Below are 15,492 nucleotides of genomic sequence, written 5' to 3'. Positions count from 1 at the left end.
TACGCTTCCGCCATGACCTCGCTGGTGACACTGCTGAACACCGACACGACCCTCTGGGCCGGTGCGCTTCTTGGACTCATCATCGGATCGCTGGTCGGCGTCTTCGCCACCATGGCGCTCACCCGCCGCGGCCGCCGCCGGGGCTCGAGTCCCACCGAGGGCACTGCCCCGGACCTGGGCCTGCGCGAGAGCTACCTGGCATTCATCGAGGCCGCCGACTCCGGGCACAACAGCCTCCTCTCCGTGGACCGCAAGGACCTCGAGGATGTGGAGCTGGAGGACGCGCTCGAATCGGACAATCCCGGCGTGCGCAAGCTGGCGCAGTCGATCCTGACCCTGGCCAGCCTGCACAACGAGCTTCGGCTCAGTGCGCCCAAGGATGTGTTGGCTTGCGCGGAAACGCTTTTCGAGTTCTTAACCCACTCCGCGATGGACGGCGTCAAGGACCGGGATGGCTTCAGCGACAACTACCAGGGCCATAAGTCCGAGTTCATCGCGGCAGCCCGGAAGACCTTCGCGTAATAGCCCTCAGCCCAGCCGCCGACCGTGCCATGATCTTGCGATGACCATGACCCTGCAGCACCTCTCCGACCGTCTCGAGATCCAGGATCTGCTGGTGGAGTACTGCCACTGCGTCGACTCCATGGACTGGGACGGCCTGGACGACGTGTTCACCGTCGACGCGCACATCGACTACACGGCGATGGGCGGCAGCAGCGGCGATCTGGCGCACACCAAGGAGTTCCTGGCCGCCGCGCTGCCGAACTTCGCGGGTTTTCAGCACATGATCTCCACCAGCAAGATCACCATCGCCGGCGATACCGCGACCGGCAAGACCATTTGTCACAACCCGATGATCGCCACCGGGGACGCCGGCCAACCCCTCGTGATGCACTGCGGCTTCTGGTACGTCGACGCCTTCGTCCGCACCGCCGCGGGCTGGCGGATCCACACTCGGCGCGAGGAGCGCTCCTACTCTCCAACGCTGCTGGGGTCCTGAACCAGCCTGGAACAACCGTAACCGCGACCGTGAGGACTCCGCCGTGCCCGAGAGATCATCACCATCCACCGACGTCTACGTCACGCACGACGGCCCGGTGACCACCATCGTGATGAACCGGCCGGACCGCAAGAACGCCGTCGACGGCCCCATGGCCGCCCAACTGCGCGACGTGTTCCTACAGTTCGAGGCCGACGACTCCCAACTAGTGGCCATCCTCTGGGGTGCCGGCGGCACATTCTGCGCCGGCGCGGACCTCACGGCCGTCTCCGACCCGGCGCGGGTGCATGAGCTGAATCCTGAGGGCGGCGGCACCGGCCCCATGGGGCCCACCCGCATGGCCCTGACCAAGCCCCTGATCGCCGCCGTCAGCGGATATGCCGTGGCCGGCGGCCTCGAGCTCGCGCTGCTGGCCGACCTGCGGGTGTGCGAGGAGGCCTCCGTCTTCGGCGTGTTCTGCCGCCGCTGGGGGGTGCCGCTCATCGACGGCGGCACCGTGCGCCTGCCCCGCGTCATCGGCCAGGGCCGGGCGCTCGACATGATCCTGACCGGCCGTCCCGTCGACGCGCAGGAGGCCCTCGCGTTCGGCCTGGCCAACCGCGTCGTCCCCGTCGGCGATGCGCTGGGCGCGGCCCAGGAGCTGGCGGGCCAGCTCGCCGCGTTCCCCCAGCTGTGCATGCTCGCCGACCGCGCGTCTGCCTATCGCTCCCAAGACCTGCCGCTGGCCGACGCCCTGCGGGCCGAGGGCGCAGCCGGCATCCCGATCGTCGAAGCCGAGGGTGCCCGCGGCGCCGCGGAATTCGCGGCCGGCGCCGGCCGCCACGGAACCTTCGGCAATGGCGAGAGCACATGATGCCCAGCACCCGACACCCCATCGCCCGAGGCGCACACCCAGCGCATGTTCCCCGCAGCTACAGCCCCAGCCCCGCCGAGATCGTCGGCCACATCTTCGGCAGCTGGTCAGTCCAGTAGCCCCAGGCGTGGATGCCCTCGGGCTCGTAATCGATCACCGCGGGGATACCAAGCTCGCCGAGGCGGGCATCCATCGACCGCGTGCAGTAGTTGGCACCGCCTTCAAGGACTCCACCGGCGACGACGTTGGACAGCGTCGGGTTGGGCTCATGCCGGCCCACGGCGCCATTGCCCACCGACAGGTAGATGGTCTTGCCGCGCAGCGCCTCGGCGTTGACCACGGAGTCGTGCTGCTCCCAGGCCGGGCCGCCGGGTGCCCACATGTTGTCGGGGTCGCCCCCGCGCGCGGTCACGGTGGAGCGGGTGGTGAGCATCCCCATGGGATCCGACGCGGAATAGCAGCCGCTGAAACCCGCCACTGCGCTGTAGAGCTCGGGGTTTCGGGTGACCGTCATCAGGGCGGCCTGCGCGCCCATCGAGTTGCCCGCGATCCCGCGAACCCCGCTGGTCCCGAGCTCCGCGTCGATCAGCGCCGGCAGCTCCTGGGTCAGGTAGGTCTCCCACTGGTTCCAGCCCAGCTCCGGGTCCTCCTGCTCCCAGTCCGTATACATGCTGGCCTCACCGCCGTTGACCAGCACCACATTCACGTTCTTATCCGCAAAGAACTCGGGGGCGCCGTTGATCATCCACTTGCTGTAGTCGTCGGGGGCGTCGACGCCGTCGAGCATATAGAGCACCGGCCGCGGGACGGAGTTGTCCGCAGGCAGCAGCACATCGACTGTGACGTCACGGCCCAAGGCCGGCGAGGCGATCGTGATTTTGCGAACCTGCTCCGAGATCTGCTGGTTCTCAACTACTGCGGCCGCCGAGATGCCGTCGCGGGTCAGCGGCAACGGCTGCGGCTCGTCCTGCAGGAACTCGGGGGTGGTGAAACCCCGGATCGCGTCATCGGCACCCTCGCTCCCGGTGTCCGGTGCGGCACCCGCAATGCCGCCGGACAGCAGCATCGAGGCGATCAAGGCTGCGCCTGCCATCCCCACCACACGGCCACGTCGATTCTGGATCACGTTTACCCCTCCCGAACGTCGAATTACGACAGCGTCCGACGGTAACACTTGTTACTGGGGAGTAACGTCAATTCAGGCGGCTTAGTTATTCTGCGTGCGGCTCAGCCGAACAGCCGCGGATCGTCCTCGGCCGCCAAGGACGCCGGGCCCCTCGGCGGTTCATCGCGGGTCGACGCCCTCCGGCCCAACAGTTTCTCCACCCAAGGCCCGGGCAGATAGTCGGCCGCGGTCAGCACGCGCTCGATGCCGGACTGGTCGAACTTGTCGATGTTGAGCACCCGGTTCACCTCGAAGGCGCTCACGCCGTGCGCCGCGGCCTCGACGAGCTCGATGGCGACGCCGACCTCGACGAAACCCGGCCCCTCTACGGCCAGGTAGAAACCCGTGCGGCCGGTGGCCTGCACGTGCACCGCGAGATCCTTGATGCCCTGGTTCAACCCCAGCTTGTAGCAGGGACGGCGCGGAGCGGTGACCCGTACCAGCGCCTCGCCGATGCGGAAGCGGTCGCCGGGGTGCACCGTCGTCTCGTCCCACCCCCTGGTTCGGAGGTTCTCGCCGAGCCCGCGGTCGTCGAATGAGAAGCCATACCGGCCAAGCCAAAATGGGTAGTGCTCGGCGGGGTAGACCAGCACGGCCTTGGCCGGCCCGCCGTGGTTCTTGCGGTCCGCCTGCTGATCGCCGTCGAACCCGAGCTCCCCCAGCCACACGGGCCCCCCGCGGAGGCGCTTGCCCATAGCGGACGGCACGGTCCCAGATCCGCCGACGCTCGCGCGATCAAGCACCCCGATAATCGAGGTGCGCAGTTCCAGAACCGTGCCGATACCGCTGATGCTCAGTTGCCCCTGTCGATCCAGCTCTGCAGGTTCGGGGCCTCCGCGCCGATCGACGTGTTGTCCCCGTGCCCGGTGTGCACCTGCACCTCGCCGGGCAGTGTCAGGAGCCGCTCGCTGATCGAGGCGATGATCGTCGGGAAGTCCGAGAACGACCTGCCCGTCGCCCCCGGCCCACCATTGAACAACGTGTCGCCACTGAATACGACACCCTTTGCCGGCTGGTAAAGACACACCGAGCCCGGTGAGTGCCCGGGCGTGTGCAGCACCTCGAGGTGCGTGCCGGCGACGGGGATCCGCTGCTGATCCGCCAACGGCGTGTACTCCACTCCGGGATGGGTCTGCTGCCACAGCACATCATCATCCGGGTGCAGCAGGATCGGTGCGCCATAGCGCGCGGCCAACTCCGGGGCGACGGTGATGTGGTCATTGTGCGCGTGCGTGAGCAGCACCGCCACGAGCTTCCGGTTGCCGATGGCCGCGACGATGGGCTCGACCGCATGCGCGGCGTCGATGACGACCACCTCGGAGTCATCGCCGATCAGCCAGATGTTGTTGTCGACGTCCCAGCAGCCACCGTCCAGGCAGAACTGCCCCGACGTCACCACATGGTCGATCCGCAACTCGCCGCTCACAACACCACCACCGAACGCAGGACCGTGCCCGCGTGCATCTTCTCGAACGCGGCCTCGACCTCGCCGAGGCCGACCCGCTCGGTGACGAACTTGTCCAGCGGCAACCGGCCCTGCAGGTGCAGGTCCACATACGTCGGGAAGTCCCGCTCCGGCAGGCAGTCCCCATACCAGGACGACTTCAACGACCCGCCGTGCGAGAAGAAGTCCACCAGCGGCATCTCCAACACCATGTCCGGGGTGGGCACGCCCACCAGCACCACGGTGCCGGCGAGGTCGCGGGCGTAGAACGCCTGCTTCCAGGTCTCGGGCCGGCCGACGGCGTCGATCACGACGTCCGCGCCGAACCCGTCGGTCAGCTCCTTGACCGCCTCGACCACGTCGGCGACCTCGGTTGCGTTGATGGTGTGCGTCGCGCCGAGGTCAACCGCCCACTCGAGCTTCTGCGCGTCGCGGTCGATAGCGATGATCGTCGACGCCCCTGCCAAGCGCGCGCCCATGATCGCGGCATCGCCGACGCCGCCGCAGCCGATCACGGCCACAGAGTCCCCCCGGCCCACGTTGCCGGTGTTCACGGCCGCGCCCAGGCCGGCCATCACGCCACAGCCCAGCAAACCGGCGACGGCGGGATCGACAGCCGGGTCCACCTTCGTGCACTGGCCCTCGTGGACGAGGGTCTTATCCGCGAACGCCCCGATGCCCAGCGCCGGTGAGAGTTCGGTCCCGTCCTCGAGGGTCATCTTCTGCTCGGCGTTGAACGTGTCGAAGCACAGGTGCGGGGAGCCCTTCTTGCACGCCCGACACTGGCCGCAGACCGCGCGCCAGTTGAGCACCACGTAGTCGCCAACCTGCACGTGCGTGACATTGGAGCCAATGGTCTCCACAATGCCCGCGGCCTCGTGGCCCAGCAGGAACGGGTACTCGTCGTTAATGCCGCCATCGCGATACGCCAGGTCGGTATGGCAGACCCCGCAGGCCGCGATCTTCACAACGACCTCGCGAGCGCCGGGATCAGGGATGACGATCGGAACCAACTCGACGGGCGCACCCTTGGATCGGGCAATGACGCCCATGACTGTCTGTGACAACGTGGCCTCCTGAGCTCATGACATCCTGTTCGCGAGAGCTCAACGAACAGGTACGTGAAACCATGATCTCATCGCCCGCCGACATTGACCATTGGGCGCGTGGGAATGCTGGCCAGGCCACGCATCCGACAGCGCCAGGCGACTACTCGAGCGGAAGGCCGAACAGGGAGAGCGTCAGGGGGATGATGATGTCGATGAGGTCCGACATCGGCGGGCGGGGCGAGCTCTCGCTCCAGTCTTGGGCCAGCGCGTTGACGGCGCCGACCATCCCCACCATCACCAGCCGGTAGCCGCCGGTGGGCTCGTGGCCAGCCGGCACCATGTCACGGAGGATTTTTTCGATCAGTTGGGCCCAGTCGGCGGTGTTGGCTTCCCGCCAGCCCTCCACCTTCTGGTTCAGGCCGACGACCTCCACTAAGGCCAGGCGGGCGCGCCGCGGGTCGTCCGCGATCGCGTGGATGTACGCCGTCGCGGCTGTGGTGGCCACCTCGCGATAGCTGCGGCCGACCGCCCCCTCCACAGCTTCGATAACCTTCGCCCGGGCCTCGGCGTGGATGCGGGTGTACAGGTCCAGGATCAGACCCTCGCGGGAGGAGAATTCCTCATAGAACTGACGAGTCGACAATCCGGCCAGTTTACAGATCTCTGGCACAGAGCTGTTCATATACCCCGAGGTCGCGAACGCGTCCAGGCCAGCTTCGCGGAATCTATGCAGGCGGTCAGCTTGGCGCACTTCGGGGGGGAGGCCGCGGTATCGGCGCTCGGAAACTCGCTCTGTCATGGGCCCATGCTACGACACGGTGATCGAACTGTCAGCTTCCGAGTCGATCGACCGTCCAAATCTTAAGGCCGGGCCGACGGATCACCGTCGGCCCGACGTTAATAGTCATACTGCCTTTCAATTATCAGCAAGCAGACCCTTCGCGATATGCGTCACCTGGATCTCGTTGCTGCCCGCGTAGATCATGAGCGACTTCGCATCGCGGGCGAGCTGCTCCACCTTGTACTCGGACATATAGCCGTTGCCCCCGAAGAGCTGCACCGCCTCCATCGCCACCTCGGTCGCCGCGCGCGAGGAGTAGAGCTTCACGGCCGACGCCTCCGAGAGCGGGATCTTATGCCCGGCCTGCATCCGCTCGATCGCGTTGAAGACCATGTTCTGCACGTTGATCCGGGCGATCTCCATCTCGGCTAGCTTGAGCTGGATGAGCTGGAACTGCGAGATTGGCTGGCCCCAGAGCATACGACTCTTCGCGTAATCGATGGACAGGCGATGGCACTCATTGATGATGCCCAGCGCCAGCGACGCGATACCGATGCGCTCGGCGACGAAGCTGTCCTTCGCGCTCGCCTTGCCGTCCTTCTTGGCGAACTCCTCGCTCTCGCCCAGCAGGCGGTCCGGCGTCAGGCGCACGTTGTCGAAGAACAACTCGCCGGTGGGCGAGGAGTTCATGCCCATCTTCTTCATTGGCTTGCCCTGGACCAGGCCTTCCATACCAGTGTCCAGAACGAAGGTGAGCACCTTGCGGTCGCGGCGGTCGACCGTGGCGTCACCCTCGTCGAGCTTGGCGAACACCACCATCACGTCGGCGTACGGGCCGTTGGTGATGAACGTCTTCTGGCCGTTGAGGATGTAGTCCTCGCCGTCGCGGCGCACGGTCGACTTCATGCCGCCGAACGCGTCGGAGCCGGAGTCCGGCTCGGTGATCGCCCAGGCGCCGACCTTCTCGAATGTCACCAGCTCGGGCAGCCAGCGCTTCTTCTGCGCCAGGGTTCCCCGGCTGCGGATGGTGCCGACGGTCAGGCCGACGGAGACGCCCATCGACGCGACCAGGCCGAGGCTGACGGTGGCCAGCTCGCTGTTGAGGATCACGCCCATACTGCCGGCACCGCTGTAGGAGCCGCCGTCCTTCTTCTCGCCGTCCTCCGCTACGACGCCGGACTCGCGATCGAGCGCGGACTGCAGCGACTCCCTGGCCATCTCGTCGAGGCCGAAGGCTTGGAACAGCTTGCGGAGCACGCCGAACGGGGGCAGCTCGCCGCTCTCCAACTGCTCCGAGACCGGCCGAATCTCCTTGTCGATGAACCCGCGCACCGCATCGCGCACCATCAGATCAGTTTCGGACCACTCGTACATCTGTACAACTCCGTTCAAGGGGGTCCCGAGCGGCAGCCTCGGCCGTCCGGGTTACACGTCTGCGCTAAATATAGAACACGTTCCTATATATCGCGTTGCGAATGGAAGGTGGACGCCATTTATACCGTCCAGTGGGATCCCAGGACGTGCCAATCGCACGAGTCAGGAAAACCGTTTACATTGCTAACGTCCCGGTATTTCGCGAGAGAGAGGAAGCCTTGCCCGTCACCGCTTCACTCCCACCCTGGCAGGGGACACAGCGCGCGGCCACCTCGTAGAGACAGTCGGCGGGGTACTCCTCGACGCACGCGCGGCCCATGACGTCGATGTCGGGTTCCGCGATCACGTGTGCCACCCGGCCCGGCTGACAACCTCGCGCATCAATTTACCGAATTTTACTCATACTTAAAAGAGGTAGTACAAAATGGTACGTATGGCTGCAACCAACCGCGCCAAAACTCACTCGGCACTGTCCTCGCCGAGCCGAGTAGCGCTCATCAACGAACTTCGCACCGCCGGCGGCCCCCTTGACGCCCATCAGCTGTCCGAGATCTGCGGGCTCCATGTGACCACGGTCCGGTTCCACCTCGAGGCGCTGATCACCGCGGGCCTCGTGGCGTCGACCACCGCCCCCAGCAACGGCCGCGGCCGCCCCCGGCTCCTCTACAGCTCGGTCTCGCAGATGGCGCAGACCTCGGAGGAGGATTCCTACCTGCAGCTCTCCCGGCTCATGGCCCAGAGCTGGGCCTCCAACACCGGGGGCACCCCCGCAGAACGCGCCGAGCAGGCCGGCCGCGAGTGGGCGAAATCCAGCATCTCCGAGAGCGAAGCGGGCCAGCGCCCGCTCGTCCAGGTCGCCGCCGAGGTCAACGCGATGTTCACCGAGATCGGCTTCGAGCCGGAACTGCTCGACACCGCAGACGGCATCCATTTCGAATTACACGCCTGCCCATTCGGGGCAATCGCCGCCGAGCACCCAGAGATCGTGTGCAATATCCACCTGGGGCTGCTGCGCGGCACCATCGAGCGCCTCACCAGAGTCGGCTATCAGGCCAAGATCACCCCGTGGGCCACCCCGACGATGTGCCAGGCCGCCGTTCTCCCCAACGAGTCGGCCGAGAGCGGGAGCAACGGTTCTGGCGCGGACCCCGCCGCCGCTAGCTGAGCATCACACCCCAGTTGGTCTCCGCAGTCTGGCCCGGCGCGAGCCGAATCACCCCCTCACCGCTGGCGAAAGCGTTGGATGGCGCCGTCATCGGCTCCACCGCGACCCCGCCCCGCCGACGCGCCGGTGCGAGGGTGTCCGCGGTGTAGACCTGTAAATACCGGAACGCCGAGTCGGCCCACAGCCGCACCCGCCCCCCATCCGGCCGGCGCAGTATCACCCGGGCCAGCCCCTCGCCGTCGCGGTCCAAGTCTGTGAAGGCGTCGTCGAGCAACCGCCCTCGCAGGGACCGCCCCCCGGTGAAGTCGTAGTCCGTGCCGCGCCCGACGGCCACCGCCCCCACCGGCAGCTGACGCTCTGAATCAGTGCGGATCCTCGTCGCGGCGCCGAACTCGAGCACGCAGTCGTCGAGCGAGCCCCGGCCGGGCGATAGATACGGGTGCTGCCCGTGCGCGTAGGGGCACTCGTGTGTACCGATATTGCGGGCCGTGGTGCGCACGCTCAGCCCATCGTCCCCGAGCGCATAGCGGATGCGCAGCGCCAGCGCGAACGGATAGCCGGGGGACGGCCGCAGAGTCATCGCCATCGTCACCGCTGCGTCGGTGCGCTCGGCGGCCGTCCAGGAGCGCCAGCGGGTGAGTCCGTGGATCGCATTGCCCTTGCCCGGCTCCGTCAGCGGAACTTGTTGCGCGGCACCGTCGAAGACGTACTTCCCGTCGGCCAGCCGATTCGGCCAGGGAATCAGCGGCGTTCCGTGCGCACCATCGCACATCGCCTCGATATCGTAGGGGTGCAGCACATCTCGGCCGCCCACGGCATAGGACCGAATCCCTCCGCCGACCTCGACAATCGTCGCCACCTGGTCGTGGAATCGGATCGTGTGCTGATCCCCGGACGGAGGGTGCGCCGTGGTCAACGGACGCCGCCGAGCCGATGCGACGGACTCTTCGTCCTCGCCGGATCCCTCTCGATCAGCTCAGAGTCGGGCCCGCCCAGCGCGTGGTCGATGGCGATGAGCACCTCCGGGGTGAGCCGCACCTCCAGCGCCTTGACATTTTCCGCGATCTGCTCCGGCCGCGTAGCTCCCACCAGCGCCGCGGACACGTTGTCGTTGGCCAGCACCCACGCGATCGCCAACTGCGGCATCGTGATTCCGAGCCCGTCGGCAATCGGCCGAAGCCCCTGCACCGCGGCGAGGACCTCATCCCGCAGGTAGCCCTTGATCATCACGTCGCCGCCCTTGTCGTCGGTGGCGCGCGAGCCGGCGGGCGGAGCCTGGCCCGGCAGGTATTTCCCGCTCAACACGCCCTGCGCCATCGGGGACCACACGATCTGCGAGATCCCCACCACGCGACTGGCTGGCACCACCCTGGATTCGATGACCCGCCACAACATCGAGTACTGGGGCTGGTTGGAGACGATGCGAAAGCCTGCCTGCCGCGCAAGCTCCTGGCCCTCCCGCAATTCCTGCTCGGTCCACTCCGAGACGCCGATGTAGAGGGCCTTGCCCTGGCGCACCACGTCTGCGAACGCCTGGATCGTCTCCTCGAGCGGGGTCTCGTGATCGAATCGGTGCGCTTGGTACAGATCCACGTAGTCCACCCCGAGCCGGCGCAGCGAGCCATCGATGCCCTCGCGAATGTGCTTGCGAGACAACCCGGTGTCATTCGGGCCTCGTCGCCCCACCGGGAAATAGACCTTGGTGAAGATCTCCAGGGACTCCCGAGGCTCGCCGCGCAGCGCCGCCCCCAGCACCGACTCCGCGACCCCGTCCGCGTACACGTCGGCGGTGTCGAACGAGGTGATGCCCGCGTCCAGAGCCGCCCGCACACAGGCCGTCGCGGTGTCATTCTCCACCTGCGAACCGTGCGTCAGCCAGTTCCCGTAGACCACCTCCGATACCTTCAGGCCGCTCTCGCCCAAGAACCGATATGCCATGGCTTGCCTCTCATCCGGGCCGCGATCGAGGGTGCTCGTCCCACCCACCACGCTAGACACCCCGCCCGGTGTGCGGGGCGAACTGCGGAAGCGGAACGAAAAACCCTTATCAACGGCGCTTTCGGGGCGTATCGTGAGATCCGCATCAATCCTTAATAATCTGCGTCCCGCTGAAAGCGTGCTGCGATGAACGGTCATAGCCAGGTGTCTGACACGTCCACGTCAATCACGGATCCCGGTTTCTCGGGCCAAGTCGGACGGATTCTTGACAGTCCCATCATCGGGCTGATCCCCTGGGTTGTCGTCGGCGTCTTCGAGGGCCCCGGGCGCACCAGCTGGGCGGCGGCGGCCGCGTTGGCGCTGTCGGTGCTCTTTGTGGCGATGGATCTGCTCCGCCGTCGCTCGCTCAAGATTCTCAACGTCGTGGATGTCGCGTTCTTCACCGCCTTGCTCGTGCTCTCGCACGTGGTCAGCGCCGACGGGCTGCGCTGGCTCGAGACCTGGCTCGGCGAGATCAGCAATATCACGCTGACGGTGGTGATCGTGGCCTCGATCCTGTTCAGAATGCCGTTCACCATGCAGTACGCCCGTGAGCAGGTTGCCAAACAGTACTGGCACACGCCGACATTCATGAGGATCAACTACGCGATCACCGCGGTGTGGGCGGCGGCGTTCCTCGTCGCGTCTATCGCCGGGCTGATCGGCGAGCTGGCGCTGCAAAATTCCAGCAACGTGTGGACCAACTGGATCATCCAGATCATCGCGATCCTCGTCGCCGCGGAGTTCACCTCGTGGTACCCGAAGGTCGCGCGCGCCCAGTCGCCGCAACCCGACGGCCAGCGCGCGGAGCCCGCGCCGCCGTTCACGGAGTTCTTGAGCCCGCTGCTGAAAATGACCGCCGTGGTCGGCATCGTCTCGCTGAGCCTGAGCGCCGCGCCAGTGTGGTTCGGGGTCGCGCTCATCGTCGTCGGCGTGGTGGGGGCCTTCGCCATCCATCAGACCGAGTCGGGGGAGCCCGCGCGCGAACTCCATTGACCCGCCGCGATCTTCGCGCGCCATCCACCCGGCATGGGGCATGCTCTAAGCATGCCGATCTTGCCGATGTTCCCGCTCGGGGGCGTGGTGCTGCCGGGCGAGAGCCTGCCGCTGCACGTGTTCGAGGACCGCTATCAGAAGTTGCTCGCGGATTGTCTGGCCTCACCCGCCGGCCCGCTGTTCGGTGTGGTGCTGATTGAGCGCGGCTCGGAGGTTGGTGGCGGGGAGATGCGCCAGGGCGTCGGCGTGCGAACGCGGATCGTCGGCCATCGGGGGCTCGGACCCGGACGATTCCAGCTGGACTGCCTGGGCGAGCACCGCATCCGCGTCACGCGCTGGCTCGCGGACGATCCGTATCCGCTTGCCGAGGTGGAGGATTGGCCCGACACCCCCACCGGGCCGCCCCAGGTGGAGGTGACCTCGCTGCTCGAGGACATCACGCACCTGTACGGTCGAATAGACCGGCTCGCGGAGCGGCAGAACGCAGTCTCCCCACCCCCGCCGAAGTTCGAGAATCTGCCTGCCGACCCTGGCGACCTGCTCTACGCCCTGGCCACGCAGGTCCCGATGGGCCAGGCCGATCGACTGTCCATCCTGAGCGCACCCGGCGCCCAGGAGCGTGCGGCGGCATTGACCGACGCGATCGCCGGGGTGCTCGCCATCGTCGAGTTCCAACTAACCGAGTAGAAGCGAGAAAAGCCATGCCCGCCGATACCCAGAGCCCCTCACCACAGTCTGAGCTGGACCCCCATCCGTATAGCCCCGCCGTCGCGGTGGGCGGCCTCGCCTTTGTCTCCGGTGCGCTGTCCATCGACGCGGACGGCGTCGCGGTACCGGGCCGACGCGAGGCCCTTGACGCCGCCATCGACCGGATGACCGAGCGCCTCGCGACGGTCGGCGGCACCCTCGCGGACGTGGTGAAGCTGACTTACTTCGTCACCGACGTGACGCTGCGCGACGAGGCCAACCGCCAGTACGAGCGGCTCTTCGCGCACCCGCGGCCCGCCCGCACCTTCATGGAGGTCAGCGCGCTCCCGTATGGCGCGACGGTGGAGATCGACGCGATCGCGTCTCTCGAGAACTAAACCCAGGGGTCCTGCCACGCGGGGTAGCCGGCCACCAGCTCGGCTGCGCTGGCCGGGCCCCAGGAGCCCTGGGCATAGGGCTGCACGGCCGACGGCGCGTCGATTAGCGGCTGCACTATCCGCCAGGTCTCCTCCACCGCGTCCTCGCGGGCGAAGAGCCGATGGTCCCCAACCAGCGCCGCGTGCAGAAGCCGCTCGTAGGGCAGCTGGGGCGCGCCGAACTCCTGCTTGAACAGCGTGTCCAGATGCACGGGTCGCCACTGATCCGCCTCGTCGTGCCCTGTCAGCTGCAGCCGCACCCCGGCGTTCTTGTCGATGCGCAGGACAATCTGGTTGGGCTCCACGGTCTCGATGCCCGGCAGGAAGGGCACGGCCGGGGTGCTGCGCAGGAACAGCCGCACCTCGGTGACCGTCTCGGGCAGCGACTTGCCCGCACGCAGGAACACGGGCACCCCGGACCAGCGCCAGTTGTCGATCTCCAGGCGCATGGCCACATAGGTCTCGGTGTCGGAGTCCGCAGCGACGCCGTCGATCCCCTGGTAGCCGTCGTACTGGCCGCGCACACACTGCGCGGGGTCCAGCGGCCGGATGGACCGGAACACCTCGGACTTGCGATCCTGCAGGTCGTGCGCCGCGCCGCCGACCGGCGGGTCCATCGCGACCAGCGCGAGCACCTGGAACAGATGGTTCTGCACGACGTCGCGCATCGCCCCCACCGGATCGTAGAAGCGCCCCCGGTCCTCCACGCCGAAACTCTCCGCCATGGTGATCTGGACGCAGGTGACCGAATCTCGATCCCACAGCCCCGAGAGCAGGCGGTTCGCGAAGCGCAGGTACTCGATCTCGATCACGGGCTCCTTGCCCAAGAAGTGATCCACCCGCAGCAGCTGATCCTCGCCGATCACCGCGCGCAGGCGGGCGTTGAGCTCGAGCGCCGACGCGAGGTCGTGGCCGAACGGCTTCTCCACCGCCACGTGCGCGCCGCCGACCAGGCCCGCGGCGCCGAGGTGCTCCACGATGGGGCCGAACAGCGACGGCGGCATCTCCAGGTAGTACAGCGCATTGCGGACCTCGTCGGAGCCCGAGCGCTGCCGGGCGCGGATCTCCTTGCCGAGCCGCTCATACGTCTCCGGGGCGCCGACATCGCCGGAGATATACGACCAGCGGGCGGCGAACGCCGCGAACGCGTCCTCGTCTATGTCCTCGTCTAGATTCTCCAACGCGGACCGCGCGGAGGCCATCAGCTCATCGGCCGTGATGTCCTGGTTGGAGACCCCGATCAGCGGATAGTCCAACAGGCCACGCCTATCCAGCCGGTACAGCGATTGGAACGTCATCTTCTGGGCGAGGTCGCCGGTGATGCCGAAGATGACGAAGACGTCGGTGTGCGCTGCCTGCATGACTAGCTCCAATTCCGCGGGTCGCCCCACGCCCAAGATTGCATTGTGGCCAGCCTAGACACGAGCTCAGCCGAGCGTGACGCCAACGGCCAGGCCCAACAGATACGTGATGAGGGCGGCCGCGGCGCCGATTCCCAACTGCCGGAGGCCCCGCAGCAGCGGCGGGCCACCGGACAGGATGCCGGAGATCGCGCCGGTGGTCAGCAGCGCCGCCCCGGCGAGGACGATCCCCAGGGCCAGCGCCGCGATGCCGGTCAGGCCGAACAGGAACGGCAGGATCGGCACCATCGCGCCCAGGCCGAACGAGAGGAAGCTCCACATCGCTGCGCCGCGGGCCGAGCCGACGATGTCCTCACCGTTAGCCTCCCCGCCGCCCGGGTGCTCCAGGGACTGGGAGCTGCCGGCGAGCACCTCGTCGGCGTGCGCTTGCGCCGCGGCGGCGGGCATCCCCCGCGCCCGGTAGACCAGCGCGAGCTCGTTCGCGTCGACATCGAGATCCGGGAGGACCCGGGCCGCGTCGCTGCTGGGCTCAGAGGCTTCCAGGAGTTCTCGCTGCGAGCGGATGGAGATGTACTCCCCCGCCGCCATCGACAGCGCGCCGGCGAGCAGGCCGGCGATGCCGGTCAGAAGCACGACCTCCGGGGCGACGCCGCCCGCGCTCACGCCCAGGATCAACGCCAGGTTGCTGACCAGGCCGTCGTTCGCGCCGAACACGGCGGCGCGAAACGTGCCCGAGACCCGGGCTCGACCCCGCGCGGCGAGGCCGCGCAGCACCTCCTCGTGGACGCGCTCGTCTGCGGCCATCGCGGGGGTTGCGTCGGGGTCCACCGAATAGGGTGAGCGGGTCTCCGCCCGCTGCGCGAGCGCGAGGATGAACACAGAGCCGAACCAGCGGGATAGCCAGCCCAGCAGTCTCAGGCGATAGCTGCCTCGCCCCACCTCACCGGCCTCGTCGCCGAGCAGGTCCGCCCAGTGCGAGATGTGGCGCTCCTCGGCGTCCGCAATCGCGGACAGGATCTCGCGGTCCTCGCCCTCGTGCCGGGCGGCGAGGGTGCGGTAGAAACCCGCCTCCGCACGCTCATCGGCGAGCAGGCCGCGCCAGCGCTTGACCTGTGTCGGCGTCGCGTTGAGCCGCTCCTCAACCATGCCCGGCCGCACCCTGGACTACCTGCTGAAACTGTGACCACATGGTCGGCAACCCTA

The 15,492-nt window shown here is 67.4% G+C and carries 17 protein-coding genes; 7 read left to right on the top strand and 10 right to left on the bottom strand.

The genetic code is table 11. The features are described from left to right. Positions 1-12 precede the first annotated feature (12 nt). Genes TBIF_RS17465 through TBIF_RS17455 form a run of 3 tightly spaced genes read left to right on the top strand, consistent with a single transcriptional unit; the run spans position 13 to position 1,853 of the window. Positions 13-522 (top strand): hypothetical protein, encoded by a 510-nt coding sequence (locus tag TBIF_RS17465; protein WP_024796043.1) that lies wholly within the window; start codon positions 13-15, stop codon positions 520-522. Positions 523-562: 40 nt separating this feature from the next. Continuing rightward, complete coding sequence (locus TBIF_RS17460) at positions 563-1,000, top strand: nuclear transport factor 2 family protein (protein ID WP_038171760.1); 438 nt, start codon at positions 563-565, stop codon at positions 998-1,000. 43 nt (positions 1,001-1,043) lie between these two features. Continuing rightward, positions 1,044-1,853: a crotonase/enoyl-CoA hydratase family protein gene (locus tag TBIF_RS17455; RefSeq protein WP_024796041.1), complete on the top strand. Its 810-nt coding sequence runs from the start codon at positions 1,044-1,046 to the stop codon at positions 1,851-1,853. A gap of 58 nt (positions 1,854-1,911) precedes the next feature. Here the strand turns inward: TBIF_RS17455 and TBIF_RS17450 are convergent, their stop codons facing one another. The 6 genes from TBIF_RS17450 to TBIF_RS17425 all read right to left on the bottom strand — a co-directional run bounded on the left by TBIF_RS17450 (position 1,912) and on the right by TBIF_RS17425 (position 7,666). Continuing rightward, complete coding sequence (locus tag TBIF_RS17450; protein ID WP_024796040.1) at positions 1,912-2,979, bottom strand: alpha/beta hydrolase; 1,068 nt, start codon at positions 2,977-2,979, stop codon at positions 1,912-1,914. 101 nt (positions 2,980-3,080) lie between these two features. Then, positions 3,081-3,761 carry an MOSC domain-containing protein gene (locus TBIF_RS23900; protein WP_148302316.1) on the bottom strand — a complete coding sequence of 227 codons (681 nt, stop codon included), beginning with the start codon at positions 3,759-3,761 and terminating at the stop codon, positions 3,081-3,083. Positions 3,762-3,811: 50 nt separating this feature from the next. Then, entirely contained in the window at positions 3,812-4,444 is a 633-nt protein-coding gene (locus TBIF_RS17440) for an MBL fold metallo-hydrolase (protein WP_024796038.1), read from the bottom strand. After that, positions 4,441-5,529 (bottom strand): S-(hydroxymethyl)mycothiol dehydrogenase, encoded by a 1,089-nt coding sequence (locus tag TBIF_RS17435; RefSeq protein ID WP_024796037.1) that lies wholly within the window; start codon positions 5,527-5,529, stop codon positions 4,441-4,443. Before TBIF_RS17435 ends, TBIF_RS17440 begins: the two co-directional genes overlap by 4 nt. Before the next feature lie 142 nt (positions 5,530-5,671). Next, complete coding sequence (locus TBIF_RS17430; RefSeq protein WP_024796036.1) at positions 5,672-6,310, bottom strand: TetR/AcrR family transcriptional regulator; 639 nt, start codon at positions 6,308-6,310, stop codon at positions 5,672-5,674. Between the two features lie 117 nt (positions 6,311-6,427). Next, positions 6,428-7,666, bottom strand: a complete 1,239-nt coding sequence (locus TBIF_RS17425; RefSeq protein ID WP_024796035.1) for an acyl-CoA dehydrogenase family protein — start codon at positions 7,664-7,666, stop codon at positions 6,428-6,430. A gap of 433 nt (positions 7,667-8,099) precedes the next feature. Here TBIF_RS17425 and TBIF_RS23895 point away from each other — a divergent pair, with 433 nt between their 5' ends. After that, positions 8,100-8,831, top strand: coding sequence for a helix-turn-helix transcriptional regulator (locus TBIF_RS23895; RefSeq protein ID WP_024796034.1), 732 nt, complete (start codon positions 8,100-8,102; stop codon positions 8,829-8,831). On the opposite strand, the gene TBIF_RS17410 is transcribed toward TBIF_RS23895, so the two are convergent. Beyond that, entirely contained in the window at positions 8,824-9,747 is a 924-nt protein-coding gene (locus TBIF_RS17410) for an aldose 1-epimerase family protein (RefSeq protein ID WP_024796033.1), read from the bottom strand. The genes TBIF_RS23895 and TBIF_RS17410 overlap by 8 nt on opposite strands. Further along, entirely contained in the window at positions 9,744-10,769 is a 1,026-nt protein-coding gene (locus TBIF_RS17405) for an aldo/keto reductase family protein (RefSeq protein ID WP_024796032.1), read from the bottom strand. Before TBIF_RS17405 ends, TBIF_RS17410 begins: the two co-directional genes overlap by 4 nt. 186 nt (positions 10,770-10,955) lie before the next feature. Between TBIF_RS17405 and TBIF_RS17400 the strand changes: the two genes are divergently transcribed. Genes TBIF_RS17400 through TBIF_RS17390 form a run of 3 tightly spaced genes read left to right on the top strand, consistent with a single transcriptional unit; the run spans position 10,956 to position 12,889 of the window. After that, complete coding sequence (locus TBIF_RS17400; protein ID WP_051461615.1) at positions 10,956-11,804, top strand: DUF3159 domain-containing protein; 849 nt, start codon at positions 10,956-10,958, stop codon at positions 11,802-11,804. A gap of 51 nt (positions 11,805-11,855) precedes the next feature. Next, positions 11,856-12,491: an LON peptidase substrate-binding domain-containing protein gene (locus tag TBIF_RS17395; RefSeq protein ID WP_024796030.1), complete on the top strand. Its 636-nt coding sequence runs from the start codon at positions 11,856-11,858 to the stop codon at positions 12,489-12,491. 14 nt (positions 12,492-12,505) lie between these two features. Beyond that, a complete protein-coding gene (locus TBIF_RS17390) occupies positions 12,506-12,889 on the top strand; it encodes a RidA family protein (protein ID WP_024796029.1) in 384 nt (127 codons plus the stop codon). Here TBIF_RS17390 and TBIF_RS17385 read toward each other — a convergent pair. Together TBIF_RS17385 and TBIF_RS17380 are read right to left on the bottom strand one after the other, a co-directional pair. Further along, positions 12,886-14,289, bottom strand: coding sequence for a glucose-6-phosphate dehydrogenase (locus TBIF_RS17385; RefSeq protein ID WP_024796028.1), 1,404 nt, complete (start codon positions 14,287-14,289; stop codon positions 12,886-12,888). The two genes, TBIF_RS17390 and TBIF_RS17385, sit on opposite strands and share 4 nt — an antisense overlap. Before the next feature lie 66 nt (positions 14,290-14,355). Then, positions 14,356-15,435, bottom strand: coding sequence for a VIT1/CCC1 transporter family protein (locus TBIF_RS17380; protein WP_024796027.1), 1,080 nt, complete (start codon positions 15,433-15,435; stop codon positions 14,356-14,358). Positions 15,436-15,492 lie beyond the last annotated feature (57 nt).

Origin of the sequence: Tomitella biformata AHU 1821, from assembly GCF_000524475.1 — a bacterium.
GTDB classification, from domain to species: Bacteria; Actinomycetota; Actinomycetes; order Mycobacteriales; family Mycobacteriaceae; genus Tomitella; species Tomitella biformata.
This window is presented reverse-complemented; position numbering and strand designations above follow the sequence as displayed.

Excerpts from the sequence above, each read along its gene's own strand:
- TBIF_RS17395 (WP_024796030.1), top strand. The coding sequence starts at position 11,856 with ATGCCGATCTTGCCGATGTTCCCGCTCGGGGGCGTGGTGCTGCCGGGC.
- TBIF_RS17405 (WP_024796032.1), bottom strand. The coding sequence starts at position 10,769 with ATGGCATATCGGTTCTTGGGCGAGAGCGGCCTGAAGGTATCGGAGGTG.
- TBIF_RS17400 (WP_051461615.1), top strand. The coding sequence starts at position 10,956 with ATGAACGGTCATAGCCAGGTGTCTGACACGTCCACGTCAATCACGGAT.
- TBIF_RS17430 (WP_024796036.1), bottom strand. The coding sequence starts at position 6,310 with ATGACAGAGCGAGTTTCCGAGCGCCGATACCGCGGCCTCCCCCCCGAA.
- TBIF_RS17425 (WP_024796035.1), bottom strand. The coding sequence starts at position 7,666 with ATGTACGAGTGGTCCGAAACTGATCTGATGGTGCGCGATGCGGTGCGC.
- TBIF_RS17460 (WP_038171760.1), top strand. The coding sequence starts at position 563 with ATGACCATGACCCTGCAGCACCTCTCCGACCGTCTCGAGATCCAGGAT.
- TBIF_RS23895 (WP_024796034.1), top strand. The coding sequence starts at position 8,100 with ATGGCTGCAACCAACCGCGCCAAAACTCACTCGGCACTGTCCTCGCCG.
- TBIF_RS17380 (WP_024796027.1), bottom strand. The coding sequence starts at position 15,435 with ATGGTTGAGGAGCGGCTCAACGCGACGCCGACACAGGTCAAGCGCTGG.
- TBIF_RS17390 (WP_024796029.1), top strand. The coding sequence starts at position 12,506 with ATGCCCGCCGATACCCAGAGCCCCTCACCACAGTCTGAGCTGGACCCC.
- TBIF_RS17385 (WP_024796028.1), bottom strand. The coding sequence starts at position 14,289 with ATGCAGGCAGCGCACACCGACGTCTTCGTCATCTTCGGCATCACCGGC.
- TBIF_RS17465 (WP_024796043.1), top strand. The coding sequence starts at position 13 with ATGACCTCGCTGGTGACACTGCTGAACACCGACACGACCCTCTGGGCC.